13 protein-coding genes and 1 tRNA gene are annotated in these 17,510 nt (G+C 53.6%); 7 read left to right on the top strand and 7 right to left on the bottom strand.

Going from position 1 to position 17,510, the window contains the following annotated elements; translation table 11 throughout:
- Positions 1–13: 13 nt before the first annotated feature.
- The 3 genes from B6A39_RS13975 to B6A39_RS13965 all read right to left on the bottom strand — a co-directional run bounded on the left by B6A39_RS13975 (position 14) and on the right by B6A39_RS13965 (position 6,605).
- A complete protein-coding gene (locus B6A39_RS13975; RefSeq protein WP_083006674.1) occupies positions 14–3,169 on the bottom strand; it encodes an efflux RND transporter permease subunit in 3,156 nt (1,051 codons plus the stop codon).
- Positions 3,169–4,254: an efflux RND transporter periplasmic adaptor subunit gene (locus B6A39_RS13970; RefSeq protein WP_083006672.1), complete on the bottom strand. Its 1,086-nt coding sequence runs from the start codon at positions 4,252–4,254 to the stop codon at positions 3,169–3,171. Before B6A39_RS13970 ends, B6A39_RS13975 begins: the two co-directional genes overlap by 1 nt.
- Positions 4,255–4,472: 218 nt before the next feature.
- Positions 4,473–6,605, bottom strand: a complete 2,133-nt coding sequence (locus B6A39_RS13965) for a TonB-dependent receptor domain-containing protein (RefSeq protein ID WP_083006671.1) — start codon at positions 6,603–6,605, stop codon at positions 4,473–4,475.
- Between the two features lie 289 nt (positions 6,606–6,894).
- Between B6A39_RS13965 and B6A39_RS13960 the strand changes: the two genes are divergently transcribed.
- The 5 genes from B6A39_RS13960 to B6A39_RS13940 all read left to right on the top strand — a co-directional run bounded on the left by B6A39_RS13960 (position 6,895) and on the right by B6A39_RS13940 (position 12,833).
- Positions 6,895–7,851, top strand: a complete 957-nt coding sequence (locus tag B6A39_RS13960) for an ABC transporter substrate-binding protein (protein ID WP_083006669.1) — start codon at positions 6,895–6,897, stop codon at positions 7,849–7,851.
- Positions 7,852–7,919: 68 nt separating this feature from the next.
- Positions 7,920–8,888 (top strand): FecCD family ABC transporter permease, encoded by a 969-nt coding sequence (locus B6A39_RS13955; protein ID WP_083007917.1) that lies wholly within the window; start codon positions 7,920–7,922, stop codon positions 8,886–8,888.
- A 69-nt stretch (positions 8,889–8,957) separates the two neighbouring features.
- Entirely contained in the window at positions 8,958–10,088 is a 1,131-nt protein-coding gene (locus B6A39_RS13950; protein ID WP_442906252.1) for a FecCD family ABC transporter permease, read from the top strand.
- On the top strand, positions 10,085–10,894 hold the full coding sequence (locus tag B6A39_RS13945; RefSeq protein ID WP_083006666.1) for an ABC transporter ATP-binding protein: 810 nt from the start codon (positions 10,085–10,087) through the stop codon (positions 10,892–10,894). The genes B6A39_RS13950 and B6A39_RS13945 overlap by 4 nt, the downstream gene beginning before the upstream one ends.
- An 85-nt stretch (positions 10,895–10,979) precedes the next feature.
- On the top strand, positions 10,980–12,833 hold the full coding sequence (locus tag B6A39_RS13940; RefSeq protein ID WP_083006664.1) for an ABC transporter ATP-binding protein: 1,854 nt from the start codon (positions 10,980–10,982) through the stop codon (positions 12,831–12,833).
- 17 nt (positions 12,834–12,850) lie between these two features.
- Here the strand turns inward: B6A39_RS13940 and B6A39_RS13935 are convergent, their stop codons facing one another.
- The gene (locus B6A39_RS13935; RefSeq protein ID WP_083006662.1) at positions 12,851–13,441 is read right to left on the bottom strand and encodes a hypothetical protein; all 591 of its coding nucleotides are present in this window, start codon (positions 13,439–13,441) and stop codon (positions 12,851–12,853) included.
- A 127-nt stretch (positions 13,442–13,568) separates the two neighbouring features.
- Here B6A39_RS13935 and B6A39_RS13930 point away from each other — a divergent pair.
- Positions 13,569–13,645: transfer RNA gene (locus B6A39_RS13930), tRNA-Ile, on the top strand.
- Positions 13,646–13,829: 184 nt separating this feature from the next.
- Here B6A39_RS13930 and B6A39_RS13925 read toward each other — a convergent pair.
- The 3 genes from B6A39_RS13925 to B6A39_RS13915 all read right to left on the bottom strand — a co-directional run bounded on the left by B6A39_RS13925 (position 13,830) and on the right by B6A39_RS13915 (position 16,036).
- A complete protein-coding gene (locus B6A39_RS13925; protein ID WP_083006660.1) occupies positions 13,830–14,030 on the bottom strand; it encodes a hypothetical protein in 201 nt (66 codons plus the stop codon).
- A gap of 378 nt (positions 14,031–14,408) precedes the next feature.
- Entirely contained in the window at positions 14,409–15,122 is a 714-nt protein-coding gene (locus tag B6A39_RS13920) for a Crp/Fnr family transcriptional regulator (RefSeq protein WP_083006658.1), read from the bottom strand.
- A 194-nt stretch (positions 15,123–15,316) separates the two neighbouring features.
- The gene (locus B6A39_RS13915; protein WP_083006656.1) at positions 15,317–16,036 is read right to left on the bottom strand and encodes a Crp/Fnr family transcriptional regulator; all 720 of its coding nucleotides are present in this window, start codon (positions 16,034–16,036) and stop codon (positions 15,317–15,319) included.
- 345 nt (positions 16,037–16,381) lie between these two features.
- Here B6A39_RS13915 and B6A39_RS13910 point away from each other — a divergent pair, with 345 nt between their 5' ends.
- Positions 16,382–17,434: a diguanylate cyclase domain-containing protein gene (locus tag B6A39_RS13910; RefSeq protein WP_198036719.1), complete on the top strand. Its 1,053-nt coding sequence runs from the start codon at positions 16,382–16,384 to the stop codon at positions 17,432–17,434.
- The last annotated feature ends 76 nt before the right edge of the window (positions 17,435–17,510 follow it).

The raw sequence follows: 17,510 nt of genomic DNA, 5'->3' as shown, positions 1-17,510 counted from the left end.
GTCACGTGTTTATTTAAGGATGTTGGGCTTGGGCAGGCTGAGTATGTCGTTTGCTAAGCTGCATTACGCTTATCATCAATGCTGGCAGGAACGTCACCGTCACGATGGAGGCTCCCAGCAAGCCAAATAGGACAATCGCCCCCACGCCACGGTAGAGTTCGGTGCCTTCACCGGGTAAAAATACCAGCGGTGAAAGCCCGCACAGGGTTGTCAGCGTGGTAATTGCAATTGGGCGCAGGCGGGTTTGTACTGCTTGAGATACGGCTTCCTGAACGGATAGCTGCTTATCGTGTAATCGTCGGCGTGCCTGGTCGACCACCAGGATGGGGTTATTCACCACGGTTCCCATTAAGATCAAAAAACCCAGCATCGTAATCATATCGAAGGGCTGACTTAGTGGAGCGATACCAATGAGTGGCAGTAGGCTGCCCACTGCGTTCATGGCTGCCAAACCCATAATGCCACCCACCACGCCCAAAGGAATGGAGGTAAGGATCAGCAGCGGGTACCCCCAGTGGGAGAAAATCGCTACCAGTAGTAAATAGACAATCACAATGGCAATCAAGAAGTTGCCCATTAGCGCGTCTCGCGTGGCATTCAACTGATCACTAGCCCCAGAAATCGAAATATCCACCGCCGAGGGTAGCACCCCCTCACGGCGTAAACGCTCCAGCATCCTCTCTGCCTGCTCAACCCCTGCTTCTAGGGCAATACTGGGTGGTGGGATGACATTGAGGGTCACCGTTCGGCTACTATCGACCCGGCGAATAACACTGGTGTCCATGGTTTCATCAATGCTGGCGACGGCAGAGAGCGGCAACGTCGCGCCGCTGGGAGTATGGAGTAGAAGGTTGGGTAGTTGGTCCAGAGGTAGCGACAGCTGAGGGCCATAAAGATAAATATCGATCTTCTCGTCATCGAGAAAGAAGTCATCCACATAGGCTCCTTCGGTAAGTGCGGCGACTGAAAAGCCGACATCTCCAGCCGCTAAGCCAAGCGCTGACGCCTGCGCCCAATCTGGGCGAATTTGAATCAGCGGCTGATCCAGCGACAGCGAAGAGGGTTGGCTCTGAATGCGCGGATTGCCAAACTCATTGCGGGCTTCTCGGTAGAGGTTATTGGCGGCTTCATAAACGGTTGCCAAATCCGGGCCGGCGATATCCAGGTTGATACTCCGGGTGCCGCCATCGTTACTGGAAATAATCGAGCCTTTCGAGGCAAACGCACGCATGCCAGGGAAGCGTTCGTAGTAGCTGGTAAGTGCGTCCATTAACGCTTCGATATCACTTGGGTCAGCTGCTTCCGCAACGATAAACAGCCGCGTGGGGGCGACTCGCATGTTCATATAAGCCAGCGGTGGCACCTCAGTGTCGCCCGCTAAAAAAGCCGCTGGGTCAGCGTCTACATGGGGTAAAAAGTAATCCTCTACTTGCGCGGCGATTCCCGCCATCTCCTGCAGGCTATAGCCAGGCGGTGGGCTCATCACTGCAAAGGTTTTAGGTTCCTCGCCTTCGGGCAAGTACTCGGCTGGCGGAGTGAGTACAACGATAGTCCAGCCGCTGATCACTACTGTAGTGACTAGAATCGCTCCGCGCCGAAAAGGAGTGGCGATCAATCGATCAAGCCGCTCCCCAGCCCACGAAGGGCGTGAGGCCGCGGAGCTATCATCATGCTCGTTGCGCATCGAAAAATTAAAGCGCGAACATAGTGACGGCACCAGGGTGACTGCCACCAGCATCGAGGCAAAAATAGCGGCAGAAACCGCAATGGCTACGTCGGAGTAAAGTTGCCCGGCTTCCTCTTCTATAAACAGAATCGGCAGGAACACCAAGATGGTGGTGGCCGTCGATGCCAGCGTCGCGGGCCATACTTCCTGCACGCCGCGTAACGCCGATTCAATGCGGTCGAGCCCTAAACGGCGGTATCGCTCAATATTTTCCAACACCACAATGCTGTTATCGACGCTCATGCCAATGGCAAAGGCAATGCCTGCCATGGAAATTACGTTAATCGTGCGCCCCGTGAGCATCAGCCCTAAAAAAGCAGCGATGGTGCAAAAGGGAATGCCGATAACGCCAATAAAGGTAGCGCGTGCCGAGCGCAAAAACAGGTACATCACCAACGTTGCGAAGGCCGCTCCGAGTAACAGGTTACTCCACACATTACTGACCGAGGCCTCCACGTAGCGCACATCATCGGCAGTCAGCACCATTTCCATACCGGCCGGACGCAGAATGCTATCGTTAATTGCCGCTATTTCTTCTTCAATGGCGTATTTAATATCGATGACGTTTGCTCCGCTTTCCCGCCGAAGATCCATACCAATACCCGGCTGGCCGTTATAAAACGATAGCTGGCTTAAGCGAGACTGCCCCTGGCGGATTTCGGCAACGTCGGCAAGTCGCACGATGCTATCACCTTGGCGAGTGACAACCAGCTGCGCCAAGGCCTCAGCGTCATCAAAGCGCCCCAGCGTGCGTATCAGATAGCGGCGTTTACCAGCTTCCAATTCACCCCCGGAAACATCCCGGTTACGCTGGGTGATGGCGTCGCGTAACTCGGTAAGTGAGACCCCGCGCTGAGCCAGCGCACCAGGATCGACCAATATTTGTAGCTGCCGCTGAGCACCGCCATTGACGCCGACTTCTGACACGCCTTCAACGCCTTCCATGCGTGGCCGCACACGGTCGTCGATAAAGTCGCTCATCAGTTGGATATCTAACGCCTTAGGGTTGCCGGGTAGCGTTCCCACGTGAAAACGTAAAAACGCGTCTGTCGAAAAAGCGGCAGAAACAATGCGTGGCTGGTCCACATTGGTGGGATACGACGATACTTGGCTGAGCGCGTTATTGACTTGAATCAGCGCTGCGGTCATATCCACGCTAAACGGGAATTCAAGTTCAATTTCAGCGCTGCCGCTTTCAGCCATGGCCGTCATGCGGGTAAGGTTTGGCACATTGCGCAAGTACTGCTCTTGCTCAATGAGGATCTCTTTTTCGATATCCTGGGGTGTCGCTCCCGCCCAGCGCGTCTCGACCGTAATTGTGCGGGCTTCAATGTCGGGAATCATCTGAACGGGGATGCGCAGTGTGGCGGCAATGCCCAGCAGTAGGAAGATTAGCGCGATAACAGTGACCAGCGTTTGTTGACGCAGTAGGGCTGCAAACATTACTCGCTCCCCGCCGCGACAGCCTCAACACTGACACCTTCGACCAGCGATTCATTGCCACGAATGACGACTTGCTCATCACCAGAGAGGCCCTCGACAATTTCCACACGGTCGGCAAAGTTAATGCCCAACTGCACACGCTGTTCAGTGACCTGATAGGTGTTGTTTTCGTTAGGTGTGGCGACCCACACGGTGACTCGCCCGTCTGGGTAGCGGCTTAACGCATCGCGGGGAACCGTCAGCCCATCGCTGCCGGTTGAAGCGCGCAGCACGGCATCCACTGCATTACCTGGGTACAGTGAAGCTGTATCAGGCACATAGGCGCGTAATAGAAATGTGCGAGCGCTGGGGTCACTGATCGGCACCATGGTAGCGATAGTGGTCTCGTGGGTTTGCTGGCCCACGCGCAGGCTGATCAACGCTTCGTCTTGAACGGCAGCATAAAAGGCTTCGGGTACCTGGAAATCAGCGCGCAGTTCATCAAGGTTAACGAGGCGGGCAACGCTATCGCCTGGCGTGACCCACTCACCGAGATTAACGCTGCGAGCGCTGACGACACCATTAAAAGGGGCGTTGATTTCATGGCGAGCCAGTAAGGCGCTTAAACGTGCTTGTTCCGCCGTTAAGCGTGAGCGAGCGGCACGAGCTACGTTAACGGCACTACGACGAGCGCTGGCTTCAGTCGCCGCGATGTTTCGCCCCACGCCCACCGATTCCGCTTCGCGCAGTAGACGTTCCGCTTCCGCTAGCGCGGCCTGGGCCTCCTGCTCTGCGGCAACCGCCGCTGCTACGTCAAAACGAGCCAGGTCGTCTTCCAGTGCGATTAGCCTGTCTCCCTTGGCGACGTGGTCGCCAGGATTAACCGCTACCTGAATAATAAGCCCTGCCACGGATGCTGAAAGTAGGGCATCTTCCAGGGAGTTAACGGTGCCGACTAGATTTGTTTCGGTATAAATTGGCTCGCGGTTTACGGGCGCGAGTTCGACCCTGGGGGCTGATTGCGCGAAGGAAGCGCCAGAAAGTATTAGGCCGCAGAGCAACAGTAGAACCAAAGCAAAATAGCGGACAAGCGGGTACGCGGTCATAACAGACAGTTTCCTAATAAACATTGAATTCGCTGTTAAGCGGGCGTGGAAGTTGGTTAATAGTACCTAAGCTTGGCGCTTACGAGAGATTAACTTAATGAATTGCCAGCATAGAGATTGGCTACCACCCAACCTTACGGCGTAAAAAAGCCCTGGCACATGGCCAGGGCAGCAAGTTCTCATTGAAACAGTAAACAGAACCTTCTAGCTAGCAGCGTTTAGAACTCGTAGCGTGCAGATAGCCACAGTCGACGCCCTTCTTCACTATTGGCATACACATTGCCAAAGCTAGTGCCGTCACCGTAAGCGCGATAATCAACAAAATCTTTATCGAACACGTTATAAATGGTGGCACTCACGTTAAATTGCTCGGTAAATGCGTAGCTGCCGCCTAAGTGGAACAGTGAATAGGCTTTGAAGTCGCCTAGGTCGTCGAAAGAGGGCGCGCCCCTAACGCTTTCACGGTTACGGTAACGCTCGCTGCGGTACTCGGCGGAAAGCCACGTGTCCAACTGAGGCGTGGCTTGCCAGCGCAGCGTGGCATTGAACGCATGCTCTGGGGTATCGGTCAGCGGTTCGCCACGGTTGTTGCCACTCTTCTGTTCACTATCGGTATAGGTGTAGTTGGCTGATAAGCGCCAGTCTGGCGTGAACTGATAGCTACTAGAAAGCTCGACCCCTTGGGTAACGGCTTCATCAATATTGATGTCTTGGCTATAGACGCCGTCGGGCACGAGCGGATCGTTCTCAACAACAATGTCGTTGCCGCTGGCTATTTTGTCGTCAAACTCGTTATAGAACAGTGTGGCGCTAGCGGTGAAACCTGCCTGGCTATCGTAATGTGCACTAATTTCACTGCTAGTACTGGTTTCTGGTTCAAGGTTTGGGTTACCAATAGTGAGTATAGTGCCCTGGCCCGTGACGCCATTGATACCCGCATGCAGGTCATTCAGCGAGGGCGTTTTGTAGCCTCGGCTGACGCCGCCTTTTAGTGTCCAATTTGGGGTCGTGTTCCACACTAAATAGCTACGCGGGCTGAACTGGCTGCCAAACGCATCGTGATGATCATAGCGGCCGCCAAGTGTTAGCGCCAAATCGTCACGTAGCATCCATTCATCTTCTGCAAAGAGTGACCACGTAGTTTGCTCAAAGGTCTCATTTGCTAACCCATCATCGAGCTTAGCATCCCACCACTGCAAGCCCACCGTGGTCATGTGGTCGCCTAGCGGCATGATATATTTGCTGTCTAACACTGTATTGGTGGTTTCAAGCTCGCGCGGCGCGCCGCCCACAATGCCAGGAAAACCGTCATAGGCAACGCCATTTTCACCAGGAATCGTACGGCCTTTAGTTTCTGTGGTGTTGCGCATCAAGCTGGATTCGAGCGTGCCTGATGCAAAGCGCCCGGTGTGGCCAATAGCAACTTGCTGCCGTTCAAAACGCAGTTCGTCGGCGTAGCCATTTGCGACACCCGGGTCTGGCGCGCAACTGCGGGTACGGCCGTCTAGAGTACCGAGCTGGCATTCGTCGTTGTTATAGCGCTGTCGATTAACTTCGCCATCCACCCACAGGTCATGATCGGCATTTGGTGTCCAGGTTAACTTGCCGCCCAGGTTGTAGGTATCGCCTTCAACGGGACTGGGGCCGCGCTGGCTAACGTCAATGGGATTGCCGTTGCCGTCAGTGTAAGTAAGCTCTGATGCATCCCGTTCATATAAGCGACCGCGCACCTGAATGCCAAGCGTGTCTTGAATAAGCGGACCACTCGTATAAAGATTGATTTCACGGCGATCACCGAAATCACGATCTTCATTAAAAGTGTTTTCAATTCCTACTGAACCAACCCACTCGCGTTCTACTCGGCGAGTAATAATGTTGATTACACCGCCCATGGCGTCAGAGCCATATAGCGTCGACATTGGGCCACGAATCACTTCGATACGTTCAATACTGGAGACAGGTGGGAAGAAGCTAGTAGACGTTTCGCCAAACCCGTTAGGCGTGACGCTGCCAGCTGCGTTCTGCCGACGGCCGTCAATAAGTATCAACGTATAGTCGCTAGGCATCCCGCGAATGCTGATATTGCTGCCACCGGTTTTGCCGACTGCTCCACCAACATCAACACCTTCTACATCACGTAACGCATCAGCCACGCTGGTAATGCGCTTGCGCTCCAGTTCCTCACGAGAAACAACGGAAATACTGGCAGGGGCATCCACCAGTGCCTGCTCAAAGCCGCTCGCAGATACAACAATATTGTCCAGTTGTTCTGATTCTTGGGCTAAGGCCGCGGTGGCGGTGACGCTTAGAGCGACGGCGCTGGCTAAAGCGGTGCGAGTGAAGCGTGGCATGGCGATCCCCTGAGATGAAACTTATTTGCTAATGAAAATGGTTATCAAGCGAGGTGGTGATTCTAAGAAGAAAAGTTCCCATATGCGAGTTTGTTTCATCGAACATTGCGTTGCTCAATGTCGAACAGATTGTTGAAAAAAGACCTGCAAAAGGGCGCCCATCAAGGCTGCTAGGTGGCTAATTAAACTGGCGTTGCAGCATCTGGAACGCAAGATTCGTTGAAATAGTAATGCAAGTGCTTTTGAGAATCGTTATTATCATCGGCACAGACACTCAGGAGCGTCACCTATGGATTACTCATCACTACGCAAGGGATTGATGGGGGTTGTGGTAAGCGGACTGTTGCTAGGTGGGCCATTAGTAGGTGGAGCATTGGCAAGCGTTGCTCAGGCGCGCACGCTGGATACCGCTTACGGAGACGTTGATGTTAGCGATGCGCCAGAACGTATTGTCACTTTGTATGAAGGCGCGTTAGATGCCGCTTTGGCCGCAGGCGTTACCCCCGTTGGCGCGGTCACTACCCGCGGTGGTGATAACGTTGCTGAGTACGTAGAAGCCCACTTTAATGGCGAGCGCCCTGAGATTGTCGGCGTTGTACGTGAAATCAATATTGAAGCGGTTCTGGCCCAACAGCCCGATTTAATTCTGGCCGCCTCCCAGCTACCGGAAGAGCAGTACCAGTTGCTATCGCGCATCGCGCCTACTGTGGTGCCGCACGCTCAGCCGTTAGCGTTTGATAACTGGGAAGCGGAAGCGCGGCTTTATGGACAGGCGCTCAATCGTGAAGCAGAAATCGAAGACGCCATTGCGGCCGTCGATCAGCGCACTAACGAATTGGCCGCTGCTATTGATAATGCTAACGCAGGCGGCACTGCTGTGCTGGCTCGCTGGATGCCCAATGGCCCGATGGTGATGTCCAAAGAGCTGATCGCCACTGGGTTGTTAGCGAAAGTGGGGGTAGAGGTTCAGGATGCCGGACTGGTCGATGAAGGGCACCCCCATAGCGATATACTCAGTCTTGAAAATCTTTCCCAAGTGGACGGCGACTGGCTGTTCTTGGCTACGCTTAACGCTGATGGCCAAGCGGCATTAGATGCCGCCAAGCAAAGCGCTGCCTTCACACGTTTGGACGTGGTTAAACAAGAGCAGGTAGTGCCGGTGAATGGCCAGCTGTGGAGCAGTGCTAACGGCCCGCTGGCTGCTCAAGCCATTTTGGACGATATTGAGAACGCATTGTTGCCGTGAAAGATGCCGTGACATCCCTACCTAGCGCAGTGAGCAGTGCCAGTCGGCGCTATGCTCCCCGTACATGGTTGCTTATTCTGCTCACCGCCCTTGTGGCGGTGAGCGTCGTTAGTTTGCTGATTGGGGCAGGTGAGGTGGGGCCGCAGCGAGTGCTGGGGTTGCTGAAGAGCGCAAGCGACAGTGAAGCGCAGTTTATTGTCTGGGAGCTCCGTGCTCCGCGCACGTTAATTGGCATTGTTGTTGGTATTGCGTTGGGCGTTGCCGGGGCGCTGCTACAAGCCATTTCCCGCAACCCACTCGCCGAGCCTGGTTTGCTAGGGGTAAGCGCCGGGGCAGCCTTCGCGGTGGCACTGGCACTGGTGCTAGGGGCTAGCGCTGCCACGCTGCGTATTTCGGTTGCCCAGTTAGGGGCGTTGGTGGGCTGTATTTGTGTCCTCAGCGTGGCGCGTTTTCGTGGAGTGGGGAATGACCCCGTGCGCTTGGTGCTAGCAGGGGCGGCGTTTTCTGGGCTGTTAGGTTCGCTCACCTCATTAATGCTGCTGTATGACCAGCGCGCTGCCGATGAGATTCGCTTTTGGGTGGTAGGCAGCCTGGCGGGCAGACGGCTGGATGATCTTTTGGCGGTGCTGCCTAGCTTACTGGTTGCTGCCATCGCGGTGGTTATCATTGCACGGCCACTGGCGGCGCTGGCGCTAGGTGAACGAGTGGCGAGTGGTTTGGGGCATCACCCCACACTGATCCGCTGGGTAGCCGTAGGCTGCGTAGCACTGCTAGTTGGCGCGGCAACTGCGATTGCTGGTCCGATTGCCTTTGTAGGGCTGGTAGTGCCGTTCGTAGCGCGCGCGTTTGCAGGCCCCGATATTCGCCGCACGCTGTGGTTTTGCCTGCCGATAGGCCCATTGATTGTGCTTATGGCGGATATTATCTCGCGTGTTGTCGTCGCACCTTCCGAGCTGCCATTGGGTGTACTTACCGCACTATGCGGCGCGCCGGTATTGATTGCCGTGGTGCGTGCTAAACGGTTACCCATGCTGTAACGCTTTTTTTTAACACCCTGCCGTCCAGGCGTCGCGGTGTCATTTTGGTGATGTATTGATATGAAAATAATGGCGAATCATCCGCCTTTAACGGATGTTGTCACTCCCAGCCATGTTTTAAACAATGTTATCCATGCCGCAGAGCATGCCGATAGCGTGCCAGCGCCGGAAGGCTACTGGCATATTGCGCTACCCCGTTGGGGCTATAGTTTTTTGCTCGAAAAGCGCGCTTTAGCGGTCAACATTGGTTTGTTGATTGCGCTGCTGGCATCTTGCCTGCTCTATCTAAGCTTAGGTAGCGTACCGCTGGCGCCCAGTGCGGTGATTCCTGCCGTGTTAGGTAAGGGTGACATGATGACGGCCTTTATGGTTCAGGAGCTGCGTTTGCCTCGTTTAGCCGCTGCTTGCTTTACCGGAGCGGCGTTCGCACTTTCAGGAATTTTGATGCAAACCCTGGCACGCAATCGCCTAGCCACGCCCGGTATTATCGGTATTGATAATGGTGCGACTGCCTTCGCAGTGGCTTCTATTGTGGGCATTGGTGTGTCGATTGCGCCGCCAGCGATGGCTTTGGCTGGGGCGACGACCGCCGCCGTGCTGACCTTTGGCCTTGCGGCAGGCAGTGGCACACAGGGGTATCGGTTTATTGTCGCGGGCATTGGCGTGGGGGCGGTGTTTGGTGCTGTCACTCAATTAATGCTGGCGCGGGTAGCGATTGACACCGCCAATGCCGCCTACCCATGGACAGTAGGATCACTCAATGCCCGCCCCGGCGGCGCAGTACAACTGTTGGGAATTGGCTTGGCATTGGGGGTGATTGCCGCTTTGGCGCTGGCGCGTTCACTGACACTACTACGTTTTAAAGATGCCACCGCCAGCGGCCTAGGACTTCGTGTTAAAGCCCGCAGGCTACAGATCCTGATGCTATCCGTCGTACTTACCGCCTTTGCGGTTGCTGTGGCGGGGCCAGTGGGCATGGTTGCGCTGATCGGCCCAGAAATTGCCCGCTCACTTTCTAGCGCCCGCCATGTGCCGATTCTAGCCGCCACGCTGGCGGGAGCACTGGTGATGGTGCTGGCCGACCTTGCCGGGCGCACTCTCTTGGCACCAATTGAAATTCCCGTGGGCATTGTCACTGCGGTGGTAGGCGGGCCCTGGCTGCTATGGATATTAATGCGCCCACAACGGAGCCGCCCATGAATAGCACATCTCTTTCGCCAACGCTTGCTACCGATGCGTTGTGTATGAGCTACGGCCAACGTCGAGTGATTGAAGACCTGGGCGTTAGCTTACCTAGTGGGCAGGTAACGGCCATTGTTGGCCCTAACGGCTGTGGCAAATCAACGCTACTTTCTGGTCTGGCTCGCCTGCACAAACCTGACAGCGGAGCAGTACTGCTGGATAGTCAGGATATTCAACGCTTGCCAGCGCGTCAGTTAGCCACCCAGTTAGCACTGTTGCCTCAGGAGGCAGTGGCCCCAGAAGGGCTAACCGTCACCGAATTGATTCGTTTTGGTCGCCAGCCCCACCAAGGCTTGCTGCGTCAATGGTCGGCGGAAGACCAGCGGGTGGTGCAGTACGCGCTTGATGCTGCTGGTTTGGAAGACCTCGCCGACCGGCCGTTAGAAGCGCTTTCCGGCGGGCAACGCCAGCGCGCCTGGATCGCGATGACTATTGCCCAGCAAACGCCGCTACTGCTATTAGATGAGCCGACCTCTGCGCTAGACTTAGGCCACCAGATAGAAGTGTTTGAGTTAGTGCGCCACTTGGCTTGCCATGGCCGCACGGTGGTGATGGTATTGCATGACCTCGCCAGTGCCTGCCGTTATTCAGACAACTTAATTGCCATGCGCGATGGTCAGGTTATTGCGCAGGGGGCGCCCGCCAGTGTGGTGACACCCGAGTTGGTGCGCGAGCTATACCAAGTGGATTGCACGCTGCTCCTTGATCCGGATACCGGAAGCCCTTTACTGGCCAACGTGCGCCGCGTGACTCAGCCAGCATAAAGGTTACGTAGTAGCTCTCTGTATATAACTCTCTACATACAACCTTCTATATATAACTCTCTTTATAACTTTAAAAGGAACCGATGTGGCTTCTTCTCCACCCGATTCTCACGCTAAACCTTCTGGAAGTCAGAGGGCTCACAGCCAAAGCTTTCAAGCACTCGTGCGATTGTTGCGCTATGCCAAAGGATATCGGCGGCGGATCGCTGCGGCCACCGCCTGTTCTATTATTAATAAGCTATTTGATATCGCTCCGGAAATTCTAATCGGTGTGGCGATTGATGTGGTGGTTAACCAGGAAAACAGCTTTGTCGCGCGGCTGGGCTTTGAAACGCCTCATCAACAAATCACCATTCTGGCGGTGCTGACGTTCTTTATCTGGGCGGGGGAGTCTCTGTTCGAGTACCTGTTCCAAATTCTCTGGCGCAATCTTGCCCAGCGGCTACAGGCGGATATGCGCCAGGACACCTATGAGCACGCCCAGCGATTGGACATGGCATTTTTTGAATCAAAAAGCTCTGGTCAGCTCGTCGCCACCATGAACGACGACGTGAATCAGTTGGAGCGCTTCCTGGACGGCGGAGCCAACGCGCTGATTCAAGTTGGTGTGACGGTAATAGCGGTAGGCGCTGTGTTCTTTGTATTGTCACCGCTGATTGCGCTACTGGCGTTCACGCCGATCCCGCTCATTATCTGGGGCGCCTTCTTCTTCCAGCGCAAAGCCGGGCCGCTGTATAGCGATGTGCGTGAAAAGGTGGGTGATCTTGCCAGCCGCCTTTCCAACAACCTAAGTGGCATTGCCACCATCAAAAGCTTTACCAGTGAAGCGCGGGAAGCCGAGCGCCTCCGTGATGCCAGCGAAGCCTATTTAGAAGCCAACCGCCGGGCGATAAAGGTCAGCTCTGCGTTTATACCCGTCATCCGTATGGCGATTTTGGCGGGCTTTCTCGCCACCTTCACCGTCGGCGGCATGATGGCGCTGAACGGCAGCCTGAATGTAGGCGCTTACGGCGTCCTGGTTTTCCTTACCCAGCGCTTGCTGTGGCCGCTCACCGGCCTTGCCCAAGTGATCGACTTGTTCGAGCGCGCGATGGCCAGCACCAAGCGGATTCTTGACCTATTGGAAGTGCCGATTACGGTTAAAGATGAAAGTACAACGCCTCTCGCTGCGCCCGTGAAAGGCGAGGTGCAGTTCGAAGCGGTGAGCTTCCACTATGCCTCTAGCCAAGTGGGGGTGAGTGGCGTTGATCTCCACGTGCCTGCAGGCAACACCCTGGCGCTGGTAGGTGCTACCGGTTCCGGCAAATCGACCCTGATCAAATTGCTGCTGCGCTTTTACGACCCAGCCAGCGGTCGCGTACTTGTCGACGGTCAGCCGATCACGGAGGTCAGTATGCACTCGCTGCGCCAAGCGATAGGCTTGGTGAGCCAGGATGTGTACCTGTTTGAAGGCAGCATTCGCGACAACATTGCTTACGGCAAACCCGATGCCTCGGAGGCCGCGATTATTGACGCCGCGAAAACCGCCGAAGCCTGGAGCTTTATTGAAACACTGCCCCAAGGGTTAGAAACCCCGGTTGGCGAGCGAGGGGTGTTACTCTCTGGCGGCCAACGTCAGCGGCTTTCCCTGGCCAGGGCGCTGCTTAAAGATCCGCCGATTCTGGTGCTGGATGAAGCCACTAGCGCGGTGGATAACGAAACTGAGGCAGCCATTCAACGTTCACTAAAGCGCATTGCCCATGGCCGCACGGTAATTATGATTGCCCATCGACTTTCGACCATTGTGCATGCCGATGAAATCGTGGTGATTGAGAAAGGGCGCGTTGCTGAGCGCGGTAACCACTCAAGCTTGTTGGAGGTTGATGGCCACTATGCTGCCCAGTGGCGAGTACAAACCGGCGCTGCCCAGGCAGGAGATGTGGAAACACTCAGCCACTGAACGCGCCTTGCGGCGCGTTAGCGGTTCACCAACAGGGCATTCAAGGTGACCGGTACATGCTCGTCAATCTCCTGATAGCCCAGCAACGACAGCACGGTTCGCACCGTGCTGTTGGCCATCAGCGCTCGGCCATCCATCGCCATCGGTTCAGCATGAGTAACACGCACCTCGTTCAGCCCTTCACGGGTAAAGCGCAGCGGCACCGACTCTTCCTGGTTGATCAAGTCGGTTTGCACCCGAAAGGTAAGCGTTTCTACCATGGATTCACCAATATCCAAGCCATCTAACCGCTCCGGCGGCATTTGCGCGATCAGTGTGACTAGCGTGGTATTGGCCAGTAAGCCCACCCACGGTGGCAAATCACCAAAGCGAGTCAGCAAATCCGTTTGGCTCAAACGTAACGGTAGGCGAAGGGTGCCATCGGCAGAGATATCACCCTGCAAATTATTCACCTGATGGTGATGGGTTTGCGGGGCATTGCCATCTAATTGAGTAATAGACGCCTGCACCCGCGACTGAGCAGGATCTAGCTGCCAATCCGCATGAACCGGCACCGCCAACAATAGCGGGATAAGAGCAATCAAAGCTTTCACAGCACGTCTCCGCATTAGGAACTCACTACCAGACCCCACGCTTTTCAATAAGTGCCCCTAAAAAATTGCTGCTATCACCACAAGATAGCACCGTAAGGGGTAGCCTCGCCCGAACACATTCGCTATTATATGCACGCTTTACGGGCCTATAGCTCAGTTGGTTAGAGCAGGGGACTCATAATCCCTTGGTCGTAGGTTCAAGTCCTACTGGGCCCACCATTTCTAGTAAGCTTCTCCATGGCAGGGGATTATAAGTCCCTTGGATTTTCGGTTGACCGCTCTTAAAACTGACACCACCAACCAATAGACTACTTGTCTTTATTAGCTTCCTGCGTTATTTCAGCGTGTAACCATAAAGTGTTTCTTACCTACTTTCGTGTAGGAGCTTTTAAATCGCTAACACTTACTTCTTTTTGTTACGCATAAATGGAAATATTTTGGCCATAGCGTCATTGATTACTTGATCAAGCGGTTTGTGCTCTAAACTTACTGCGGCTCTGGCGGCGGTATATGTTCCTTTGTATTCCAGCGCTATTTCACTATCAGTCATGCTGTCGGGTAACTGCTCTTTTTCTCGAATAGCGTTGATGACATCCTTATTCATATCGCTCTCCCATTAATACAGTGGCTTATTAATCATAGTGTATAGCGGCCAATCATAACCATTAGGCTGCTCCTCATCGGTTCGCCTTTCAGCATAAATTTAGCCATGGCGCGTTGCGCCAATGGCTTAAGGAGCCAGATGAGTGGGTTTCGTGTTATGAGGTCGGTTCTACTGGGGCGTGGATGGAGCCTGCTACATGAATTACATGAACTCAGTGCGCATGAATTTAGGACGTATGAGTTACCCAGCAGCATAAAGGCAGGGTGATAGAATGAGCTGACTGGTCGCGTATTCAGCCATACGGCATTGGAGAAAGAGAAAAGGTGTTTCGCATTATATTATATTGGTTAACTTTCGTGTCAGGCTGCCCTAGTATTTTTATAATGCCGTCAGTACACGGGCATACAGCGCACAATCTTCGGTATAACAAGTGCATGATGCTTCGATCAGGCCGGGGCGGTCCATGACAATGATTTCACCGCGGTGGTAACGAATTAGACCGCGTGTTTGTAGGGCAATGGCGGCCTGTGTAATTCCTGCCCGTCGCACGCCTAGCATCATGGCTAAAAACTCGTGCGTTAGCTTCAATCTATCCGATTTGGCGCGGTCTTGGGTCATTAGCAGCCAGCGGGCAAGTCGTTCTTCAATTCGGTGAAAATGAATACAGCCCGCTGAGTTCGCTAGCTGATTAATGACGACGTAAAGGTACCTTTTTAGCCGCTGATGCAATACTGGGCACTCTGCCAACAGTCGTTGAAAGCTAGCAGCGTTAATACGCAGTGCAACACCGGCTCCTTGAACGACAGCGAGCAGTGGCGCTTCTTCGATGCCGAGCATCAGTGAGATACCAAGCATGCCTTCATGTCCTGCCATCGCGACTTCAAGGCGGCTATCCCCATGGAGAATGACGATCTGTGAAATGAAACTGTTGATGGGGAAGTAGGCGTGAGTGACTGTATCGGTGGGGTGGTAAAGTTCTTCGCCAAACGTAAGCGACACAGTCTCGCAACCAGCCACAAAAGCGTCCCGCTCGGCGGTAGGCAGATCAGCAAGTAAGTGGTTGGCATCGGCAGCGTGAAAAATAGACGTCATGTGCCTCTCCGGTTGAAAGAACCTGGCAAACGGCACAATGAAGATAGGGATCATTTTGATGTCGGCTGCAGACGCACCATCTGTTTTTAATGGTACCTCCACATATTAACATTGGGTGAATCAAGCGTCGGCACGCTAGCGTACATAGCGCGTTAGTGCTTTTGGCATTATGTTAGCGGTTTAGCTTAAGTAACTTACATAACGTTATGGTGGTTGAGCAGTCGGTCATACTCGCGTTTGACCACTGAATAGCATTCGCAGACCCGTGCCTCCAGCCCTGGGCGGTCGATGACTTTGATATGCCCTCGGTTGTAAGAAATCAAGCCAGCCTTTTGCAGTTTGCCCGCTGACTCGGTGACCCCCTCGCGACGCACCCCCAGCATGTTGGCAATTAATTCCTGGGTCATCACCAGTTCATTTCCTGGCAATCGGTCAAGGCTGAGCAGCAGCCACCGGCATAGCTGTTGGTCGACGCTGTGGTGGCGATTGCATACCGCCGTTTGCGCCATCTGGGTTAGTAAGGCTTGGGTATAGCGAAGCAGCAGTCTCTGCATAGCACCGGCGCGGTAGAATTCGTTTTTGAGCAGCTGTCCCTTAAGGCGGTAAGCATGTCCTGCGCTCTGTACAATCGCTCGGCTGGGAGTGGTTTCACCTCCCATAAATAGTGAGACACCCACAATTCCCTCGTAACCGACTATAGCGATCTCTGTCGAGGCGCCGTTCTCCATCACGCATAGCAGCGAGACGATGGAATCTAGCGGAAAGTAGACATGACTCATTTGCCGACCGGATTCGCTGAGTGATTGACCCAATGTCAACGTCACTTTTTCAAGGTGAGGCAACAGATGCGCAAGATCATCTTTGGGAAGTAAGTCTAGCAGCGCATTTTGTTTAAAATCATGCGGTTCAAGCATTAAGTGTCCTCATTATCCCTAACTTATAAGCAGCTTTTTTAAGCCGCCGCTGCTATAAGGGAGCCATTATGGATGTACATCTCCAGCCGATAGACATGCTCCTTTCAAGTATAGAGTGCCTTCAAGCAATCTCTGTACGCTATCGCACATAGGGCTGATTTGTGGGCTTGAAAGTTTCCAACTTTAATTAAAATAACTTGCTTCTTGTGTTCGCCAGCGCACAGTGAGTCATTAAGCTACCGTCTAATGTCACTATCAGTGGGGCAAGGGATATGCCTAAACAGGATGTTGCACTGTGCGCTGCAAGGAATGCAGCGCCATCCTCACCTTTGGACACGGCTACACATGGATAAAAACGTCATGCTGTACGGTGGTCGCCTAAACAATAATGCCCAGATGCAAGAAAACGATGCCGAGCAAGATGCCGACGAGCGATTGCGAAGTGTTGAGAATGCCCTACAAGTGGAAAGGGATTGGGCTAAAGCAACACTAAATTCAATCGGTGATGCCGTTTTGACGACTGATTTGAGCACCAGAGTTACCTATCTGAATCGCATTGCTGAAGTGTTGACCGGCTGGACAAGTGTAGAGGCGGTTGGTAAACCAATTGATCAGGTATTGAAGCTCGTTCATATTCAAACTCACGAGCCCGCGCCCAATCCAGCGCTAAGGGCGATGGAAGAAAATCGTACGGTAGAGTTGGCACTGGGTTGCGTTTTGATTCGTCAGGATGGAAGCCAGCTAGAGATAGAAGATTCGGCAGCTCCTATTCATGACAGCCATGGTGCTACGGTAGGCGCGGTGATTGTATTTCATGATGCCAAGCACTCTTTAACTCACGCAGAGCAACTAGCCTATCAGGCCCATTATGATGCGCTAACTAGACTGCCCAATCGTTTTCTATTTGCAGAGCACTTTGCTCGCGCTATCCGTCTAGCAAAACGCCACGACCATTATGTCGCGCTGTTATATTTAGATATTGATAATTTTAAGTTCATTAATGATTCACTTGGCCATACTGTTGGCGATAGTTTGTTGCAGTTAGTTGCTAATTGTCTCGGTGAATGCGTGCGCGATACAGATTCTGTGTGTCGACAGGGTGGAGATGAATTTATAGTGTTGCTTAATGAAATTGAAAAATTAAGTGATGCCGCCCAAGTGGCAGAAAAAATTCTTCGCGCATTAGCGATGCCATGCTGTGTTGGTCACTATAAGCTAGGCATTAGTGTCAGTATCGGGATCAGCCTTTATCCCGACCATGGGGCAAATGAACATAGCTTGCTCGAGAGTGCCGATACCGCTATGTACCGTGCGAAGAGAAGTGGTCGAAACCAATACCAAGTATTTAGTCATGATATGGAAAATAAGATCGGACAATATAACCATAAAGAACGTTGAACTCGTTTAGCTACCCATTTTATTAGAAGTCACTACACTCAAGCGTTACGCTCACGCTCGTGTGGCGTTGTGTACG

The organism is Halomonas sp. GT (assembly GCF_002082565.1).
GTDB lineage: Bacteria > Pseudomonadota > Gammaproteobacteria > Pseudomonadales > Halomonadaceae > Vreelandella.
The sequence above is the reverse complement of the archived record's forward strand: the minus strand, read 5'-3'. Positions and strand labels throughout refer to the sequence as shown.